17 protein-coding genes are annotated in these 18,040 nt (G+C 70.6%); 5 read left to right on the top strand and 12 right to left on the bottom strand.

All coding sequences use genetic code 11. From position 1 onward, the window contains the following. The first annotated feature begins 476 nt into the window (after positions 1–476). Complete coding sequence (locus ABZS40_RS03515; RefSeq protein WP_354941467.1) at positions 477–3,560, top strand: DUF3427 domain-containing protein; 3,084 nt, start codon at positions 477–479, stop codon at positions 3,558–3,560. A 17-nt stretch (positions 3,561–3,577) separates the two neighbouring features. On the opposite strand, the gene ABZS40_RS03510 is transcribed toward ABZS40_RS03515, so the two are convergent. After that, the gene (locus ABZS40_RS03510; protein WP_354941465.1) at positions 3,578–3,877 is read right to left on the bottom strand and encodes a helix-turn-helix transcriptional regulator; all 300 of its coding nucleotides are present in this window, start codon (positions 3,875–3,877) and stop codon (positions 3,578–3,580) included. A 210-nt stretch (positions 3,878–4,087) separates the two neighbouring features. Here ABZS40_RS03510 and ABZS40_RS03505 point away from each other — a divergent pair, with 210 nt between their 5' ends. Then, the gene (locus tag ABZS40_RS03505) at positions 4,088–4,525 is read left to right on the top strand and encodes a VOC family protein (protein WP_354941463.1); all 438 of its coding nucleotides are present in this window, start codon (positions 4,088–4,090) and stop codon (positions 4,523–4,525) included. A 24-nt stretch (positions 4,526–4,549) separates the two neighbouring features. Here ABZS40_RS03505 and ABZS40_RS03500 read toward each other — a convergent pair whose 3' ends face one another. The 4 genes from ABZS40_RS03500 to ABZS40_RS03485 form a co-directional block, all read right to left on the bottom strand. Next, entirely contained in the window at positions 4,550–5,776 is a 1,227-nt protein-coding gene (locus ABZS40_RS03500; protein WP_354941461.1) for a hypothetical protein, read from the bottom strand. Between the two features lie 109 nt (positions 5,777–5,885). Then, positions 5,886–6,620, bottom strand: coding sequence for an alpha/beta hydrolase (locus ABZS40_RS03495; RefSeq protein WP_354941459.1), 735 nt, complete (start codon positions 6,618–6,620; stop codon positions 5,886–5,888). Between the two features lie 115 nt (positions 6,621–6,735). Further along, on the bottom strand, positions 6,736–7,269 hold the full coding sequence (locus ABZS40_RS03490) for a hypothetical protein (RefSeq protein WP_354941457.1): 534 nt from the start codon (positions 7,267–7,269) through the stop codon (positions 6,736–6,738). Positions 7,270–7,314: 45 nt separating this feature from the next. Then, a complete protein-coding gene (locus ABZS40_RS03485; protein WP_354941455.1) occupies positions 7,315–8,466 on the bottom strand; it encodes a hypothetical protein in 1,152 nt (383 codons plus the stop codon). A 169-nt stretch (positions 8,467–8,635) separates the two neighbouring features. Here ABZS40_RS03485 and ABZS40_RS03480 point away from each other — a divergent pair, with 169 nt between their 5' ends. Beyond that, a complete protein-coding gene (locus tag ABZS40_RS03480) occupies positions 8,636–10,177 on the top strand; it encodes a gluconokinase (RefSeq protein ID WP_354941453.1) in 1,542 nt (513 codons plus the stop codon). A 22-nt stretch (positions 10,178–10,199) separates the two neighbouring features. Here the strand turns inward: ABZS40_RS03480 and ABZS40_RS03475 are convergent, their stop codons facing one another. After that, positions 10,200–10,484, bottom strand: a complete 285-nt coding sequence (locus ABZS40_RS03475; RefSeq protein WP_354941451.1) for an antibiotic biosynthesis monooxygenase — start codon at positions 10,482–10,484, stop codon at positions 10,200–10,202. Positions 10,485–10,641: 157 nt separating this feature from the next. Here ABZS40_RS03475 and ABZS40_RS03470 point away from each other — a divergent pair, with 157 nt between their 5' ends. Next, positions 10,642–11,787: a serine hydrolase gene (locus tag ABZS40_RS03470; protein ID WP_354941449.1), complete on the top strand. Its 1,146-nt coding sequence runs from the start codon at positions 10,642–10,644 to the stop codon at positions 11,785–11,787. Continuing rightward, on the top strand, positions 11,672–11,959 hold the full coding sequence (locus ABZS40_RS03465; protein WP_354941602.1) for a serine hydrolase: 288 nt from the start codon (positions 11,672–11,674) through the stop codon (positions 11,957–11,959). The genes ABZS40_RS03470 and ABZS40_RS03465 overlap by 116 nt, the downstream gene beginning before the upstream one ends. Positions 11,960–11,966: 7 nt before the next feature. Here the strand turns inward: ABZS40_RS03465 and ABZS40_RS03460 are convergent, their stop codons facing one another. From ABZS40_RS03460 to ABZS40_RS03435, 6 genes are all read right to left on the bottom strand, one after another. Next, a complete protein-coding gene (locus ABZS40_RS03460) occupies positions 11,967–12,737 on the bottom strand; it encodes a hypothetical protein (RefSeq protein ID WP_354941447.1) in 771 nt (256 codons plus the stop codon). A gap of 53 nt (positions 12,738–12,790) precedes the next feature. Next, a complete protein-coding gene (locus tag ABZS40_RS03455; protein WP_354941445.1) occupies positions 12,791–13,549 on the bottom strand; it encodes a MerR family transcriptional regulator in 759 nt (252 codons plus the stop codon). A 50-nt stretch (positions 13,550–13,599) separates the two neighbouring features. Further along, complete coding sequence (locus ABZS40_RS03450; protein WP_354941443.1) at positions 13,600–15,855, bottom strand: EAL domain-containing protein; 2,256 nt, start codon at positions 15,853–15,855, stop codon at positions 13,600–13,602. Between the two features lie 341 nt (positions 15,856–16,196). Further along, positions 16,197–16,478, bottom strand: a complete 282-nt coding sequence (locus ABZS40_RS03445; RefSeq protein ID WP_354941441.1) for a zinc-ribbon domain-containing protein — start codon at positions 16,476–16,478, stop codon at positions 16,197–16,199. A 131-nt stretch (positions 16,479–16,609) separates the two neighbouring features. After that, on the bottom strand, positions 16,610–17,479 hold the full coding sequence (locus tag ABZS40_RS03440) for an SRPBCC family protein (RefSeq protein WP_354941439.1): 870 nt from the start codon (positions 17,477–17,479) through the stop codon (positions 16,610–16,612). Next, positions 17,472–18,029, bottom strand: a complete 558-nt coding sequence (locus tag ABZS40_RS03435) for a helix-turn-helix domain-containing protein (RefSeq protein ID WP_124820022.1) — start codon at positions 18,027–18,029, stop codon at positions 17,472–17,474. The genes ABZS40_RS03440 and ABZS40_RS03435 overlap by 8 nt, the downstream gene beginning before the upstream one ends. Positions 18,030–18,040: the final 11 nt, after the last annotated feature.

Below are 18,040 nucleotides of genomic sequence, written 5' to 3'. Positions count from 1 at the left end.
TCGTGAGTTCATTTCTGGTGCAGCAATCCCGGTCGACCCTCGTCAGCCAGCCGGTCTTACCCTCCGGGCCACTGCACGCCTCCCACAAGCCCTTGCCAGGACATTACCGGTAGAACCCCGACCGGCGGGACCCACAAATGGGGCCCGACGACCAAGCCGGGACCTATTGCTAGTCAAGTAGGCAACTGCCTGCACGCTCATCGAGGCATCCGCTGTCTACTTAAGGCCGGATATCTGCTGGTCATCCCCATTGGCTGCGGGCAGGAGACCCCTCAACAGGGTGACAGCGGGACGATTCAGCTGAATTTGTCGGGGACCCGACAGGCTGGAAACTAAGAATGTGCTTGCCATCCCAGATCCCGTTGCAGCTGCCAGGCGGTGGTCGATCGAACGTCGAGCGGCCCGGGGTCTGCGGAATTTCTGAAACAGGCCGCCAGCACACGCGGAGCACGCCGGAAGACGGCTACCGTGTTCGGATGACGGATCTTGAGCGGGGTGTGTATGAGCACCTGATCACCCGTGAGCTGGCCACCCGCCTTCAGCACGTCGATCCCGCCCTGATCCAGCACCACAAGCTCGACCCCGCCGACGCGCACAACACCCTCGCCCGTCACATCGCCACCCTGGCCGCCCGCGCCCTCCAGTCCGTCCCCAACGGCGACGACAAGCTCCACCACCAGGTCGAGTTGGCGAACCAGATCGCCGAAGCCATCGCCACCCTGAACCCGAAAGCCGCGACGGATCAAGACCAGGTCACCGACGCCAAGCACCTGCTGCACGCCATCGCCGCCCCACCAACCGCACCCGCGCAAGCCACCTTCCCGCAGCGCCCCACCACTCCCCTCTCCACCGGCGCGCTGCTCGTCAACGGCCGCCACCAGCCCCGCATCGGCCACGAGGTCAACCACGAGATGGCCTCCGCCGAGAGCGTCGACCTGCTCTGCGCGTTCATCAAGTGGTACGGCCTCCGCATCGTCGAGCCAGCTATCCGCGAGCTGATCGCCCGAGGCGGCAAGATCCGCATTATCACCACCACCTACCTCGGCGCGACCGATCAGCGAGCGCTAGACCGGCTCAAAGAGCTCGGCGCTGAGGTCAAGGTGTCCTACGAGACGCGGACCACCCGCCTGCACGCCAAGGCGTGGCTGTTCCGTCGCAAGAACGGCACCACCACGGCGTACGTCGGCTCGTCGAATCTGTCCAAGACCGCGCTGGTAGACGGCGTGGAGTGGAACGTCCGCATCTCGAACATGGAGCAGCCGCACGTCATCGACACGTTCACGGCGACGTTCGAGGACTACTGGAACGATCCGGCGTTCGAGGCGTACGACACGATCAGGGACGCCGAGCGGCTGCGGCATGCGCTCACCGGAGAACGCCGCGATGAGTCATCGACGGAGATCTCGAACATCGACGTACGCCCGTACCCGTACCAGGCGGAGATCCTGGCCGACCTGGACGCCGAGCGTCTGGTGCACGGGCGCTGGCGCAACCTGGTGGTGATGGCGACCGGTACCGGCAAGACCGTCGTCGCCGCCCTCGACTACCACCGGCTACACAAGGCTGGACGAGCAGATTCGCTGCTGTTCGTGGCTCATCAGGAGCAGATCCTGCGGCAGAGCCTGTCCACGTTCCGGCAGGTTATGGGTGACGGCAGCTTCGGCGAGATACTTGTCGCGGGCGAGAAGCCGAACGGTTGGAAGCACGTCTTCGCCTCCATCCAGTCGCTGCACCGCCGCGAGGTCGACCCCGAGGCGTACGACATGGTGATCGTCGACGAATTCCACCATGCCGAGGCCCCGACGTACACGCGGCTGTTGGAACGGCTGCGTCCCCGCGTACTCCTGGGCCTCACCGCGACCCCCGACCGGGCCGATGGCGGCGATGTGCGCCGGTGGTTCGACGGGCGCGCGGCCGTTGAGCTGCATCTGTGGGAAGCGTTGGAGCGACAGTTGTTGTCGCCGTTCCAATACTTCGGGCTGCACGACGACGAGGACCTCTCGCACCTCGCCTGGAAGCGCGGCCAGGGCTACGACCCGACGCAGCTGAGCACCATCTACACCGGCAACGATGCGCGGGCGCGGACGGTGCTGCGCGCGGTCCGCGAGAAGGTGGACGTTGGGCGGATGCGCGCGCTCGGGTTCTGCGTGAGCATCGGGCACGCGGAGTTCATGGCCAACTCGTTCCGGAAGCACGGCGTCGAGGCGGCGGCAGTGACCTCGCGCGCCGGCACCGATCGGGCCACCCTGCTGCGGGACTTCAAGGCCGGCAAGTTGCGGGTGCTCTTCACCGTAGACCTGTTCAATGAGGGCGTTGACCTGCCGATGGTCGACACGATCCTGATGTTGCGACCCACCGAGAGCGCCACGATCTTCCTGCAACAGCTCGGCCGTGGCCTGCGCCTCGACGACGACAAGCCCTGCCTCACGGTGCTCGACTTCATCGGGGGGCAGAACGCCAACTTCCGCTTCGACCTGCGGTGGCGTGCCCTGACCGGGGTGAGCCGGCGGGCGATCACCGAGGCCGTTCGTGACGACTTCCCGAGCCTGCCGAGCGGCTGCCATGTCGAGCTGGACCGGGTGGCGAAGGAGATCGTGCTCGCCAACCTGCGATCAGCGCTGCCCACCTCGAAGACCGGCCTGGTGGCCGAGCTGCGGCAACTCGGTGACGTCACCCTCGCCACGTTCCTCCGCGAGACCGGCCTGGAGATCGAGGACGTGTACCGATCGGCCAGCATCGGCGGCTGGACCGGCTTGCGACGGCTCGCCGGCATCGAGACGTCCGCGCCCGGACCCGACGACCGGGAGTTGGGCCGGGCCATCGGTCGCATGCTGCACACCGACGACGTCGACCGGCTGGAGCTGCTGACGAAGGTCGCGGCCGGACCGCCCGCGCCAGGCCAGCAGGTGTACGCGGGCGGCAACCGACTGCTGGACATGCTGCACTTCAGCCTTTGGGGACCGAACGCCCCCCTCGCAACGCGGGACGAACGGCTGGCGCGACTGTGGAAGGAGCCGGCACGCCGCGCCGAGTTGCGGCAGGTCGCCGAGGTGCTGCGGGACCGCATCCACCGGGTCACGCCGACCGCCGCCCCGGGAGCGGTGCCGCTGCGGGTGCACGCCCGCTACAGCCGCAACGAGGCATGTGCCGCCTTCGGGATGACCAACCCCGGATCGCTGCGGGAGGGAGTGAAATGGCTGCCCGACGCCCAGGCCGACCTGTTCTTCGTCACCCTGGTCAAGTCAGAGGCGCACTACTCCCCCACCACCATGTACGCCGACCGGGCCATCACCGACACCCTGTTCCAGTGGGAGTCGCAGAGCACCACCTCGGCGGCGTCGGCGACCGGGCAGCGCTACAGGTCGGGCGGCTCGGCAGTGCACCTCTTCGTTCGGGAATCCCGCATCGCGGACCGCGACCTGGGCGCGCCGCCGTACCTCTACGCCGGCACCATGACCTACGACTCGCACACCGGCGACCGACCCATGCGCGTCCTGTGGCAACTCGAACATGCCCTACCCGCCGACGTGTACGCCACCGCCCGAACGATCGCCGCCTAGCCTTCTCCGGCCATTGGTCAGGCTGCATCCAGATTCGGTGTGAACCTGACGTCCAGTCGCCTGTCCAGGGCTCGGGCTAGCCGCTCCAGGACCGGCAAGGTCGGCACGGTCCCGCCTGCCTCGAAGCGGGCCACCGCGGACTGAGTCATGCCGGCGGCGCGGGCCAACTGGCTCTGACTCCAACCGTGCCCTTCGCGCAGGTGGCGCACCTCCTGCCCAAGCTCGAAGGCGATCCGAGTCGCCTCGTAGGTCTCGGCCGCCCCTGACTCCACCATCCGGCGCTCACGCAGGTCGTTCCAGTCCAGGCGATCACTCATCGCTCTGCCCCCTCGTTCACGATGTGCCGCTCCGCCACGCACCGGCTACCCCAATCCATAGCATCGATGCTATGGGTTGGGCCGTTCCCACCGCACTTCATCGAACGCGTGTCGGCGATGACTTCAGCGATGCCCTTGCCGCGCCCGGGTGGCAACAACGTCGAGGCCGCCTGCCGCGACTCCGCGTGATCGCGCGTTAGGTTGAAGACCATGGAGCAGCGAATCAGCCTGATCACCCTGGGCGTCGCGGACGTAGCCCGCGCGAAGGCGTTCTACGAGCAGCTCGGCTGGCAGGGCCAGGAGGTCGAGGAGACGGTCTTCATCCAGGCCGGTGGCATGGCCCTCGTCCTGTGGGGCCGCGACAAGCTCGCCGACGATGCGGGCATCGACGACCCGGGAACCGCCGGTTTCGGCGGGATGACTCTCGCCCAGAACGTCCGCTCCCGCGCGGAGGTCGACGAGGTGATCGCCACCGCGGCCAAGGCCGGCGCCACGGTGACCAAGCCGGCCGAGGAGACCTTCTACGGCGGCTACGCCGGCTACTTCGCCGACCCGGACGGTCACCTCTGGGAGATCGCCTGGAACCCGGGCTTCACCCTCGCCGAGGACGGCACCCTCACCGTCCCCGACTTCAGCGCCACGAACTAAGCCGCGCGCGGGCGAAGACGCTGATCAGGGCGCCGGAGTCGGGCAGAGCAGCGGATCCAGCACCGGCAGTTGAAGAGGGTCCAGGCAGATCGCCAGCAGCCCCGGATCCGGCGAGGGCGTCGCGCTCGGGGTCACACTTGGCGTCGGCGAGGGCGACGCGACGGGCGGTGTCGGCAGTGCTGACGCGGGCGGGGCCGTCGTCGGGACCGGACCAGGCGTCGGCACCGAACTGGCCGACGGAATCGGGACGACGGACGGCGAAGCGGCCGGCGGCAGGGCCACCGCCACGACAGGGGAATCCACTGTAGAGCCGACTGCCGGAACCGACGGCCGGACAGCCGGAGCATGCGGCGGGCTCCACACGGCACTATCGGCCAAGCCGACCCGCGACCTGGGTGCCACCGGCCCAACAGAACCAATCGGAACGAGGACCGCCCCAGCCCTCGGGGCGTCCAAGGCGACGACCTCCGCCGAGGGCACCGCTCCGCGAGGGCCCCACGCGCCAGGCCCCAGGGCGCCCGGCCCGAGCGTCACGAACACCACGGCCGCGACGGCGGCAGCGCCGAGCGCCCGGCGGTCGGGGCGTACCGCGGTCGGCGGTGCGTCATCGGGGTGCACCAGACAAGAAGGCGCAGGCCGGGCGTCCTGGTGCGCGGCCAGCAGCGCGTCGACCTGCGCGATGACGTCAGCGCGGTCGTCGGCAGCCGCGAGGGTGAGGTAGAAGCGGAAGTTCACCACGGCACCGGCCGGGACCAGCAGCCCATCAAGTCGACAGCGGTTGGGCAGCAGCGTGACCGGGACATCGGGGTGGTGTGCGGGGCCGACCAGGTCCGCGTACCGCCACTCGCGCCGGTGCTCACGACCGCCGAAGGCCACCCGTCGACTGGTCACGACGGCCATGCCGGTGTCGACGATCCGCAGGCCCGCCGGCAGGGCCTCGGAAGAGGGCTCAGCAAAGGAGCACAGACCAGGGGTAGGCAGCCCGGGGATGTGTCGCGCCTCGGCCTCGACGAGCTGGGCGATGGGGAGGACGCGGAAGACGAGTTCGTCGTCGTCGAGGTCCACCGGTAGGCCGGTGCGGGGCTGCGTACACCCGAGGAAGCTGGCGGCTTCGATGCGGAGCCGGGCCAGGTGGTCGTCGCGGCGCACCCAGGCGTCGGTGGCGTCGCGGTACGCGCGCTGCCGGCGCTCGTTCTCGCGCTCGGCCCACGCGATCCGCCATGGGGCGCAGGCCACAGAGGTCACGGTCACACGCGGTACAACCGCTCACGTACGTGACAGGCAACGCGGGCCGGATCGATGTATCCCGTTGCGGGCGAAAGGAGAGAATTGCAGGATCACCGAGTCCCGGTCGATGCTGCTAGCAGTCCATCGGCTCGGTCAGGAAGTCGATGATGAGGCGGTTGCACAGGTCGGGCTTGTCGGCGAGCAGACCGTGACCGGTGCCCGGCACCACGGCGAGTTGCGCCTGCGGCAGTCCTTCACGCAGCGCCAGGGTGTGCTCAACGCGTACCTCGTCGTCGTCGGCGACCATCACCAGCGCCGGACCGGGATAGGCGGCCAGGTCGGCGACGGTCAGCGTGGGTTCCTCGCGGTGCATGCGGTCCAACTTGTCCTTGACGATCGGGAACTGCTGCGGCCCGTCCGGGGACACCTCGCCGTGGTATTGCACGAAGAACTCGACGGTCTCGTCGTCCAGGTCGATGGCGCCGTCGATCCAGCCGGTCTGGTGGAACACGCCGGCGGCGAGCACCAGCCGGCGGACCAGGTCGGGTCGGCGCAGCGCTACCAGCAGCGCGACCGGAGTGCCGTCGCTGTGCCCGACCAGGTACGCGGGCCCGCCCACCACCTGCTCCAGGAAGGCGATGGTGTCCTGAGCCATCAGCTCGTAGCTGATCGGGCCTTCGACGTCGGGAGTGCGGCCGTGCCCGCGGCGGTCCGGTCGGTAGACGGTGAAGTGGTCCGCCAGCCCCGGCACGTTCTGCCCGAAGGCTCGGGAGTCGGCGAAACCCGGGTGCAGCAGCACGAGCGGCTCACCCGCGCCGTCCCTCTCGTAGTACGTGTTGACCTCGCCGAGCTGGACATAGCCGGACATCCGGGCTCCCTTCCGGGCGGAGGTCGCCCGGGCGTGATGACTGTGCGGTATCGATATACCCCAGAGGTATCACGCTCGTCCGACACTTCCGCCCGCCGCGCCGCGCGGCCAGCCGTCAACCGGCCTGTCGGCGGTACGGCTGCGGCCCTCGGGCCGGAAACCGCGACTGGGTACGCGGTGGGTACGCCTCGCAGTGCTCGGCCCAGTGCTCGGCGGCGGTGACCAGGGCGTCCGCGGAGACGGTGAGGACCAGCGGGTAGATCGCTGTGGACGGGCGGCGCATCCACGGTGGCAGTGACTCGGCGGAGAACTCCACGACCAGCTCCAGCCGGCGGCGACGCAGCACCCGGCTGCGCAGGGCCAGGTTGGGTTCGGTGAAGCGCACCATCGCCGGTGGCGCGCTGAGCCCGAGGGCGGCGGTGGCCTGCCCGTGCAGCCAGCCGCCGAGCGCGCGGGCCTCTTCCACCATGAGGCTCGGGTAGTGGTGCGACCAGGTCTGGCCGTCGGCGGTGCGGGCGTCCACCTCAATGAGCAGCCAGTCGTGCCAGCCGGGCGTGGCCCCGTCGGGGTCGTCGGGCGGGTCGATGCCGGGCTGGTAGCCGACGGGGCGTACCCGCACCCGAGCGCCATCGTCAGACCGGATCTCCACTCGATCATTCTGGCCGAGCGAAGCGGACTTTAGGCACCGAATCGGTCACTTCGTGATGGTCCGCCGCACGCCCTGGTGCTCGGCGCAGGCGTTGGACCGGCCGCCGGCCAGGCTCACCGAACCGTCGCGGCACTGCACGAGGTAACCGCGTCCCGCCCAGAACTCCGGTACGCAGTCGAACCAGTCGCACACCTCGGCGGCCGGCTTGCGGATCCGTGGGCCGCCACAGAAGTCGTACCCCAGCGGGTTCTCCGGTGCCCCGCAGCGCGGGCCCTGGGTCGCGCTGGGCGACGGGCGTGGAGACTCTGCCTGCTTCGGCGGCGGGTTCTTCAGCGCGAGCGCCGGGCCGGCCGGTCGGATCAGCGCGGGTGCCACGCTGGTGGTGGGCGCCGGGGTGGCAGCCGCGGCGACCTCCGCGCCACCTGTCGGGTCGGACGGGTCCGACTCGATCAGCGCCGCCGGCACCAGCAGCGCGATGGCCGCCGCCACCGCGATGGTCCTGCGGCCACCCGGTACCCGCGCGGAGAACCGGGCCTGCGCCGGTGTGTTCACTGCCGGCCGGAACGGCTTGAGCTGGGCGTGCTCGGCGATCAGCTCGTCGAGTTGGGCGATCACCGCGGCGCGCTGTTCGATCGCGTCGGCGAAGGCCAGCGTGAGCTTGAACCGGAAGTCCGGCGCGGCGTCGGTGGGCAGCAACAACCCGGAGGTACGCCGCCGGTCCAGCACCTGGATCACTGTGACCGGCGCCGCCGGGTCGTGGGCCAGGCCGGTTATTCGGCCGTACGCCCAGTCGCGCCGGCCCCGCCCGCCGAGCAGCACGAGTCGACGGCTGGTGATCACGGCCATGCCGGCGTCGGTGACGCGTACGCCGTCCGGGCGGCGCGGGCGCAGCGGCCCGGTTCCCGGGGCGACAGTGAGGTCCGGCGCGGGCAGCACCGTGGTGTGCCGTACCTCGACCAGTTGCGCTGCGGGTAGTGCCCAGAGCACCACCTCGTCGGCGGCCAACTCCAACGCCAGCCCGGCGCCGGCGGCTGCCGAGCCCTGGAAGTCGGCGGCCAGGGCGCGTAGCCGTCGTAACTCGTCGTCGCGTCGCCGCCACGCCGCCTCGGCGCCGCGGTACGTGCTGACCCGCCGCACGTTCTGCCGGTGCGCCCACCGGTACCGCCATGTGGAACCCGTCGAATCAGTCTTCGCCACGCCGACTCCTTCGCCGCGCTGGCCACCAATCAGGGGGTGTCACACGGTTTAACAGGTCCGGCGCGGCGCCCGGACACGCCGAAACGGGCGAACTACCCGATCGGCGGAGCAACCAGCACGATAGGGCGATAGTGTTGCGTCGATTCACGTTTCGGAAAGGAGTGACGCCGTGCCGCACGTCACGCTGCCCGGGGTCGTGATCGGGGTCGACATCGGCACCACCAGCACGAAGGCCGTGGCGTACGACACCGACGGGCGGCAGCTCGGCAGTCACCTGGTCGGCTACCCGCTAGACAACCCGCAGCCCGGCTACGCCGAGCAGGACCCGCAGCTCATCCTCGAAGCGGTGTTCAAGACGATCAGCATGGTCGTGGCCGAGCTGGTCCAGCCGGTGGCCGGGCTGTCGTTCGGCTCCGCCATGCACAGCCTGATCGGGTTGGACCGCGACGGCAATCCGCTCACCCCGTCGGTGACCTGGGCCGACTCGCGGTCCACCCGGCAGGCCGAGCGGTTGCGGGCGGTGCCGTCGGGGCTGGCCCTGCACCGGCGCACCGGCACGCCGATGCATCCGATGGCACCGCTGCCCAAGCTGCTCTGGTTCGCCGAGCAGGAGCCGAAACTCTTCGAGCGGGTGACGCACTGGGTCGGCATCAAGGACTGGGTGCTGCTGCGGCTCTGCGGCGCGCTGGTCACCGACCACTCGATCGCCTCGGCCACCGGCCTGCTCGACATCCACAAGCTGGAGTGGGACCGCGAGGCGCTGACCATCGCCGGCATCACCCCGGAGCAGCTTCCGCAGCTCGTCGCCACCACCGCCGTGCTGCCCAGCCTGATCCCGCAGGCCGCGGCCGAGACCGGCCTGCCGGAGCGCACCCCGGTGGTGGTCGGCGCGGGCGACGGACCGCTGGCGAACCTGGGCCTGGGCGCTGTGCACCCCGGCATGGTGGCCTGCTCGATCGGCACCAGCGGCGCGATGCGGGTGATGGTCGAGCGGCCCGGCGTGGACCCGCTCGGCGGAGTGTTCTGCTACGCGTTGACCGAGCAGCGTTGGGCGGTCGGTGGCGCGATCAACAACGGCGGCATCGTGCTCAAGTGGGCCGGCGCGGCGCTCGCCCCGGATCTGGGCGAGCACTCCGAGGAGGACCTGGTCGCCCTGGCGGCCCGCGCGCCGGTCGGTTCGGGTGGGCTCATCATGCTGCCGTACCTGCACAGCGAACGGGCACCGCACTGGAGCGCCCTGCCGCGCGGCGCGTACGTGGGGTTGACCCACGCACACCGTCGCGAACATCTGGTGCGGGCCGCGTTGGAGGGCGTCTGCCAGCAGCTCGCGCTGGTGCTCAGCTCGGTGCGCGCGGCCGGCAACGAGGTCCGGGAGGTCCGGGCCGGTGGCGGCTTCGCCCGCAGCGGCCTGTGGCGGCAGATGCTCGCCGATGCCCTCGGCCTGCCGGTGAGCTTTCCGGCCGCGCACGAGGGGTCGAGCTTCGGCGCGGCGCTGCTCGGCATGGAGGCGCTCGGGCTGATCCCCAGCATCGACGTCGCCGCCGACCTGGTGCGGATCGAGGAGACGGTCCGCCCCGACCCGGCCGCCGCCGCCACCTACGCGGCGCTGCTGCCGCTCTTCGCCGAGCTGTACGAGGCCCTCACGCCCACCTTCGCCTCGATCCGTCGGATGGCACCCGGCCTGCCCACCGGCCCCCTGCCACCGGCGTGATCGTTGCCGGCTCGCCGGTGGGTCAGGGCGCCTCGACACCGGCGATCAGGTAGCGCTGCACGTCGGCGTCGAGGATGGCCGCTTCCTGCGCGTCCTCCGGCCCGGAGCCACGGAACGCGGCCAACTGCTCTGCGGACTCCCACCGTTCGTAGACGTGGATCCGGTCGGGCTCCAACGGGTCGGCCACCAGCAGGAAGTCGAGGCAGCCGGCGGTGGCGCGCGCCCGCGCGATGACCGTGCCGCAGTCGGACAGGTAGGCGTCGCGGGTGGCCGGTTCGACACGCAAGCTGCCTGCGATGATCAACAAGGTGGACCTCCAGGGGATCGGGGTTGCTGATGAGCATGATGCCTGTGAGTCATTGTGATGTCTCTGTGTCATCACGCTCGTTGGGGCATCGCCGCCCGGACGGGTGACACCGGTCCCGCTGGCCTCACCCGCCCCCAGCGCTTCATATCGTGCAAACGTGAGAAAAAGCGACAAGAGGCGCTCATCTTCCCTGCTGGGGAACTCTGCCCGCGTACCCCTGAAGTGGCTGACGGCGGCGGTCGCGCTCGCGGTGCTCGCGACGACCGGGCCGGCCACCGCGGACGGCCCGGGCCACGAGCCCGTCGCGGAGAGCCACGAGCCCGGGGTGGACCCGACGCCGGAGCGCCCGCCGACCAGCGAGGTGTCCTGGCTGTCGTTCCCCGGCGGGGTGTTCGCTGTGGACTCGCTCGGGCATACGGTGCGCTACCGCGCCTGCGACGGCGACACCGGCCGCGTCGCCGACCCGACCATGCGGGTCGCCGCCGGAGTGGCCAGCGGGGCGGTCGTCGTCGGAGGCACTGCCTACCGCTACCGGGTGCCGCTGGTCGGGCGCGGCGAGGGCACCCTCGAGGTGATCCAGCGGCACCGCGCGCCGACGACGCTGACCGGCGTGGTGGTCACCAGCCCGCAGCCACCCACCGACCCGGTCGCCGGTGCCCGGCTGTTCCCGCTCAGCGGGCAGCTCGCCCGGGTGGTCGCCGACGCGAGCCTCAACCCGTCCGGGGTCACCGTCCGCGACCTGTCCGGCCGCTACGGCGACCAGCAGATCGCCGTCAACGGATCGCTGCGCCCCAAGGCGGCCAGCGTCATCAAACTGTGGATCCTCGTCGAACTGCTGCGTCGCGTCGACTGTGGACAGGTCTTCCTCGACGACGGGGTGCTGGTCACCCCGGAGGACGTGGTCGGCGGCACCGGTCAACTTCAGTTCGAGACGTTCCCGCAGGTCGTCACAGTGCACCGGCTCGCCCAGTACCTGATCAAGTACAGCGACAACGTGGCCGCGAACGTGCTGATCACCTACCTGGGTGGGTTCGCCCCGGTCAACGCGCTGATCGACTCGATGAACCAACGCTCCACCATCCTGGCCCGCCGGATGCTCGACAGCGCGGCGGCGCAACGCGGCGAGGAGAACTACACAAGCCCCGGACGACGTGGTGTCACTGCTCGGCGCGGTCTGGGACGGCGAGATCCTCACCCCCGCCTCCCGCGACCTGATGATCGGGTTCATGCGGGAGCAGACCCTGAACACGAAGATCCCGGCGGCGTTGCCCCCCGGCGTGCCGGTGGCCCACAAGACCGGTGACCTGCCGGACGCCTCACACGACGTCGGCTACTACCTGATCCCCGGCACCGAGACCGCCGTCGCGTTCCTCACCGCCGGACCCATGGCCACCGGCGACGAGACGGTCCGGCGGATGGCCCGCACCGTCTACGACTTCCTGGTCACCCCGGTCGACGGGGCGGTCGAGGAGTGAGCCGACCTCAGGCGCCGGGAATGTTCGCCGGCGGGTCCTCGCCCACCAGGTCGGCCGCCGGCGGATCCGCCGACACCGGCAGCCCGAAGTCCGAGTACGTCAGGTCGAGCTGGGCGGTCTGCGACTGCTCGCTGGCCAACTCGATGCGGTAGCGGACCAGCCGACCCTGCTCGTCCACGGCCGCGGTGAACGGCACCGCGCCGGCCCGCTCCCCGAGCACACGGCCGACGCCGCTGCCCAGCACCGCTCCGCTCTGCCGCAGGTCCAGCGTGCCCGCGTACTCCCGCTCGCCGGTCGACCGGACCCCCGCCGGCGTGCCCAGCGTGCTGGCCAGCCGGGTGTTGTCCAGGCCCTGCTTGGCCGCCGGGGCGCCCGGGGCGCCGACGTGCCACCAGGTCTTGCCGTCCCAGACCGGCACACGGCGGTCCGGGGCGGTGACCCGCACGTACACGTCCGGCCCGGTGGTCAACCGCTCGATCTTCACCACACCTGTGGGCACCTTCAGTGACGTGGTCTCCAGACCACGTTTCGCCTTCGGGTCCCACAGCAGCACCGTCGCGTCGCCGTCCGTACCACCGGTGCCCACTGTCAGCTTGTACGGCTGCTCGTCGGCCTTCGCGGCGGCGGCCTTCAGCACACCGACCGGGTCGGCGCTCGCCGACGCCGCCGGGCGACCCGCGTCCGGTTCGTCGTCTCCGGCGGCGACCAGCGCCCACGCTCCGGCGCCGACCGCCACCACGAGCACGGCGACAGCGGCGATCAGCTTCGGTTTCTGCACTGTCATCTCCCCCGGGCGGTGCGGTCCGGCCAGACTAGCCGGACCGCACCTCGTCACGCCCGGCTGATCGCGTTGGCGTGGATCGCCTCGTGCAGATAGCCGGCCAGCCCCGGGGCGATGTTCTCGAAGTACGCGGTGAACCGCTCGTCGGCCAGGTACATGTCGGCCAACCCGGTCTGCATCTCGTACGAGCACTCGTAGAACCAGCGGCTGATGAGCTGCCGGTGCTCCTCGGCCAGGTCCATCGCCTCCGGGCTGTCCGCCGGCACGCCCGAGGCCAGCACGGCGACGATCCGCCGACCCCAGTCCTCGTTCTCCGCCTTATTCCGCAGCCAGTCTTCCTTGCTGTAGCGGGCGACCCGCCGGTTCGACTCCCGGTACGCGTCGGTGTCACCCCACCGCTGCTCCGCCTCTGCCTGGTGCTCCTCCGGATCGACGTCACCGAAGACCTCGAACCGCTCCTCCGGCGTGAGTTGGATGTTCATCCTGCTCGCCTCCATCGCGAACTCGATCGCCGTGACCATCTCCTGCAACCGCTTGAGCCGTACCGTCAGCAGTTCGTGCTGTCGGCGCAGGTGCGCGGCCGGATCGGCCGCCGGGTCGTCGATGATCGCGGTGATCTCCTCAAGCGGGAAACCCAGCTCCCGGTAGTACAGGACGAGTTGCAGCCGTTGCAGGTCCGCGTCGTCGTAGCGGCGGTAACCGGCCGAGGTGCGCCCGCTGGGCGAGAGCAACCCGATCTCGTCGTAGTGGTGCAGCGTCCGCACCGTCACGCCGGCCACCTTCGCGACCTGACCCACCGTGTACGCCATGGTCCCCCTCCCTTCCGGGAACCAGGCTCCTGCCTGCCGTTACGTGAGAGTCAACTCCGATTCTGGCCCACCATGGCGGGGGCGTCCGGCCGCCCGTACAGATAGCCCTGGCCGCGTGGGCAGCCGATCGCGGTGACCGCCTCGTGCTGACGCTCGGTCTCCACCCCCTCGGCGACCACAGCCAGGTCGAACGCGCCGGCCAGGCGGGTGACCATCTCCACAGTGGCGTACGCCCGGTCGTCGGTGCCCAATCGGGCCACGAACGACCTGTCGATCTTCAGCTCGGTGGCCGGGATGCGGTGCAGGTAGCTCAGCGACGAGTAGCCGGTGCCGAAGTCGTCGATGGCGATCCGGATGCCCAGCTCGCGGAGCTGGTGCAGCCGCTCCAGCACCGCCTCGGTGCCCTCGATCAGCGCCGACTCGGTCAACTCCAGGGTCAACGCCCGCGGTGCCAGCCCGGCGGCGCTGGTGGCTGCCGTGACAGTGGCGATCAGGTCCGGCCGACGCAGGTGCGCGGCGGCGATGTTCACAGCGACGGTCGCCTCCGGCGCCCGGCCCCGCCAGGTCGCGGCGGCCCGGCACGCCTCGTGGATCACCCAGCGGTCGATCGGCAGGATCAGCCCGGTCTCCTCGGCCAGCGGCAGGAACTTCGCCGGCGGCAACATCCCCAGCCGAGGGTGCCGCCAGCGCACCAACGCCTCGGCGCTGCGCACCGCGCCCGTGGTCAGGTCGACGATGGGTTGGAACTCCAGGTGCAGCTGGTCCTCGTCGACAGCGCGGCGCAGGTCGGCGATCAACTCGGCGCGGGAGACGGCCGACTCGCGCAACGCCGGCGTGCACGTCCGGTACGCGGACTTTCCGGCCGCCTTGGCCGCGTACATGGCGATGTCGGCGTCGCGCAGCAGGTCGGTGTGGGAGGCGTGCTGCGGGCCGTACTCGGCGATGCCGATGCTCGCCGACGGGTGCACCCCGACGTCCTCCTCGTCGTCGGAGGGCCGCAGCGCGTCCAGCAGCCGCTCGGCGAGCCGCTCCGGTGAGACCGGTCGCTCGCCGTCCACCAGCACCGCGAACTCGTCACCGCCGAGCCGGGCGATGGTGCCGTCGCCGTTCACGGCGGTGTGCATCCGGGCCGCGAGCCCGGTCAGCAGGGTGTCACCGGTGGCGTGCCCGAACCGGTCGTTGACCTGCTTGAAACCGTCCAGGTCGAGCAGCAGCACGGCCACCGGTCGCCCGTCGCGCAGGGCCAGGCGCAGCCGCCGGTTGAACAACAGCCGGTTGGGCAGCCCGGTGAGCTGGTCGCCGTAGGCGAGCCGGCGCAGCCGGGCCACCAACCGGAGGTTCTCGTTGGCAGCCAACCCCTGCCGAACGGCGAGGGCCGCCAGCAACACCATCATGGTCACGAACACCAGCTGCGGGGTCTGCCCGGTGGGCCGACGGGCCAGCACCACAGCGATGATCGCCCCACCCACCGGCAGGTACGGCAGCGCCACCCGCCACCAGGGCGGCAGCGGCGACTCGGCGGTGTCGTCGGTGCCGTCGCAGTCCGGGGGCGGCGGGTTGCGGGTGGCCAGGCCGATCAGCAGGTAGCTCAACGGCCAGCACAGGTCGATCGGGTGACCAGCGGTGTAGTCGGCGCGGGCGACCAGCGACACGTAGACGACGTCGGCGACGACCCGCAGCGTGAGGCTCGCCGCGAGGACGGTCATCGGCCGCCACATCGGCCGGGCCGGCCCGGAGACCGCGACCAGGATGGTGAGCTGCATCAGGTCGAACATCGGGAAGAGCAGCCCCAGCGTGCGCGCCGGGTCGGCCAGCTCGGCGGCGGCGACCCCCCGGAAGACCAGCACCCAACCGATCGGCACCAGGGCCAGGGCGACGATCACCCCGTCCAGCAACGTACGGGCCCGCCCGACCGCTGTCCTCGGTGCGGACGGCGAGCTGAGCAGCGCGGCCGTGCCGGTGAGGATGCCGGCGGTGAAGACCACCCCGACCACCGGTGTGTGCGGCAGGTCGCCGCCGACGAGCCGCAGCACCGTCCAGATCGCCCGGCCGGTCGCGGCGAGCGCCATGGTGAGGGCGAGCAGCGTCCAGAACCGGCGCAGCGGCGCCGGATGCCGACGGGCCACCCCGACGCACGCGAACGTCGCCCAACCGGCGACCAGCATCGCACCGATGTCGCTGACCAGCGCGGCGCCGGGCAACGCGGCGACCAGCCAGCCCGCCTCCACCAGGATGACCGCAGCCGCGACGAACACGCCGGCGGGGTTGAGCGTCCCCGCAGCCTGCTTTCCGTCCTGTCGGGACACGATCGCTCCGGCTCTTTCGTCGTGCGTGCACCCTCGGCGGCGCCGGTCCACGGCAAACCCCGAAAGCCTAACCAGCGCTCAGAAACGCCGCCAGAGCCGAACGTTCACCCCGCTGCGGCTCCAGCCCTGGGCCCCGGCCTCCGGGGATCGGCCAGGGTCAGCGGCCCGCAGATCGGTTCCAGGGTGAACGGGGCAGCGCGGTGCCGGCCAACGGACGGCGGGCGCGGCGGCGTCTACGCCGGCCAGGGGTGCAGGGCGGGCGGGCAACGGTGTGCACTGCCACGTCGGCCGAGGACGTTTGTCGGCCGATCAGCCAGCAGAGGAAGCGTTCCATCGTCGGATCAGCCGACCGGAAGGCGCTCGGCATCGGACCTGGAGATCTCATACTCCGCCCCGCAGAACGTGCACTGCTGCGCGTACCGGGTGCGGATCGGAATGAGGGGGATGAAGAAGAGTGTGAATTTCGTCGAGCGGCGGGTGATCACCTGCGCGGCCTGGTTGCCGCAGTGGCGGCAGACCTGCTGCACGACACCGGACCGGGCGACCTTGGTACGCAGACCAAAGATGAAGAACATCGCCAGCCAGTACCCACCCAACAGCGAAAAGTCACCAGATCCCGCCATCGGATCCCCCGGACCCCACGCCCGCACACACAAGATCGTGCTCGACCCAGGAGGTAGTGGCCTCTTCGTGGAACGAGGCCACTACCTCCCTGATCGAGCACGATCAAGGCGAGACGGTCAAGACGAAACGCTCAGCTGGCCGGCGCGGGCTCCAGGCCGGGGATCTCCTCGGAGATCCAGATCGGCTGCCAGTTCGGCACCTCGTGGAAGCGGCGCAGCTCGAACAGCCCGGCAACCGACCCGCTCCAGGCCCCGTACGGGGGGTTGGCCTCGTCGAAGCCGCTCTGCACGAAGGTCAGCGTGGTCCGGCCACCGGACTCGGCCAGCTCCCAGTTCGTCACGCCGGTCGGTCCCCAGTCCACGGACATGCGCCGGCCGGGCTCCAGGTCGACCACCTTGGCCGCGTAGCCGGTCTCGAAGCCGCCCATGGCGTACCGGCCGCCGACCCAGGGCTCGATGCCGATCGGGTAGCCGAACCAGGCGGTGGCCTGCTCGGAGTCGGTCAGCGACTCCCACACCTTGTCGGCGGGGGCGGCGATGACCAGCTCACCGCGCAGGTCGGCGGAGGTGAAGTCGGTGCGGGGCAGCAGTGGCTTGCCCTCCACGTGGGCGGCCAGGTTGGCGATGGACAGCGCCCAGTAGGTCTGGAGCACGCCCCGGATGGTGGAGCCGCTCATCGCCTCGGCGAAGTCGAAGTGGCTCTGGATCAGCGTCAGCACGGTGCTGTCGGTGCCCTCGGCGGTCAACTGAAACTCGGTGGTGGTCTCCACCCCGTCGAGCAGCCAGCCGAAGCGCAGCGTGTCGTCGTCGGCGTGCAGCAGCCGCTGGTGCGGGGCGTCGCCCTCGGGCGTGTAGCGGCCCCAGAACTCGTACCGCTGGGGCAGCTCGACCTCGGCGTGCTCGGCCAGCCAGAGACGCAGCTCGCCCGGGTCGGTCAGGGCCTGGCGGACGCGCCCGACGGGCGCCGAGAGACGGGCCTGGACCTTCATCGGCTCACTCATTGTCGTTCCCTTTCGGATAGCAGGCGACGGCCAGCTTGAAGGCATCTCCTTCGCTGCCGCCGTAGCGGGTGAACAACTCCTGAAGTGCGGTTTGCAGGTCGTGCAGGAACTGCTGGCGCTGCTCGGCCGGCACCCGGATCTCGCCGGAGACCCCGATCGAGGGCAGCTCGGGTGCCGCCCGGTCCAGGCCGGCGATGTCGGCCTGGACCTCCTCCATCAGGTCGAGCAGGTAGCCCAGGCTCAGCTCGTCGCGGGCCCGGCGCAGGCCGATCCGGCCGACGAGCCGCGGGGAGAGCCAGTAGGACCGGGCGGCGGCCTGGTAGATGCCTTCGGTGATGCCGCGGACCTTGCGTTCGTTGACCAGCTCGACGAGGCCGGCCGCGACGAGCTGCTTGACGTGGTAGTAGACGCGCTGCGGCGTCTGGTCGAGTCGGGCCGCGACCTCGGTGCAGGTGCGCGGCTCGGCCAGTTGCCGCAGCACCTCGACGCGCTGCGGCTTGAGCAGGACTTCGGCCTGCTCGATCTGCTCCAGGTACAGGACATCTCTCATGGCAAAATCAG

This window comes from Micromonospora sp. NPDC005324, from assembly GCF_040607155.1.
GTDB classification, from domain to species: domain Bacteria; phylum Actinomycetota; class Actinomycetes; order Mycobacteriales; family Micromonosporaceae; genus Micromonospora; species Micromonospora trifolii.
The sequence above is the reverse complement of the archived record's forward strand: the minus strand, read 5'-3'. Positions and strand labels throughout refer to the sequence as shown.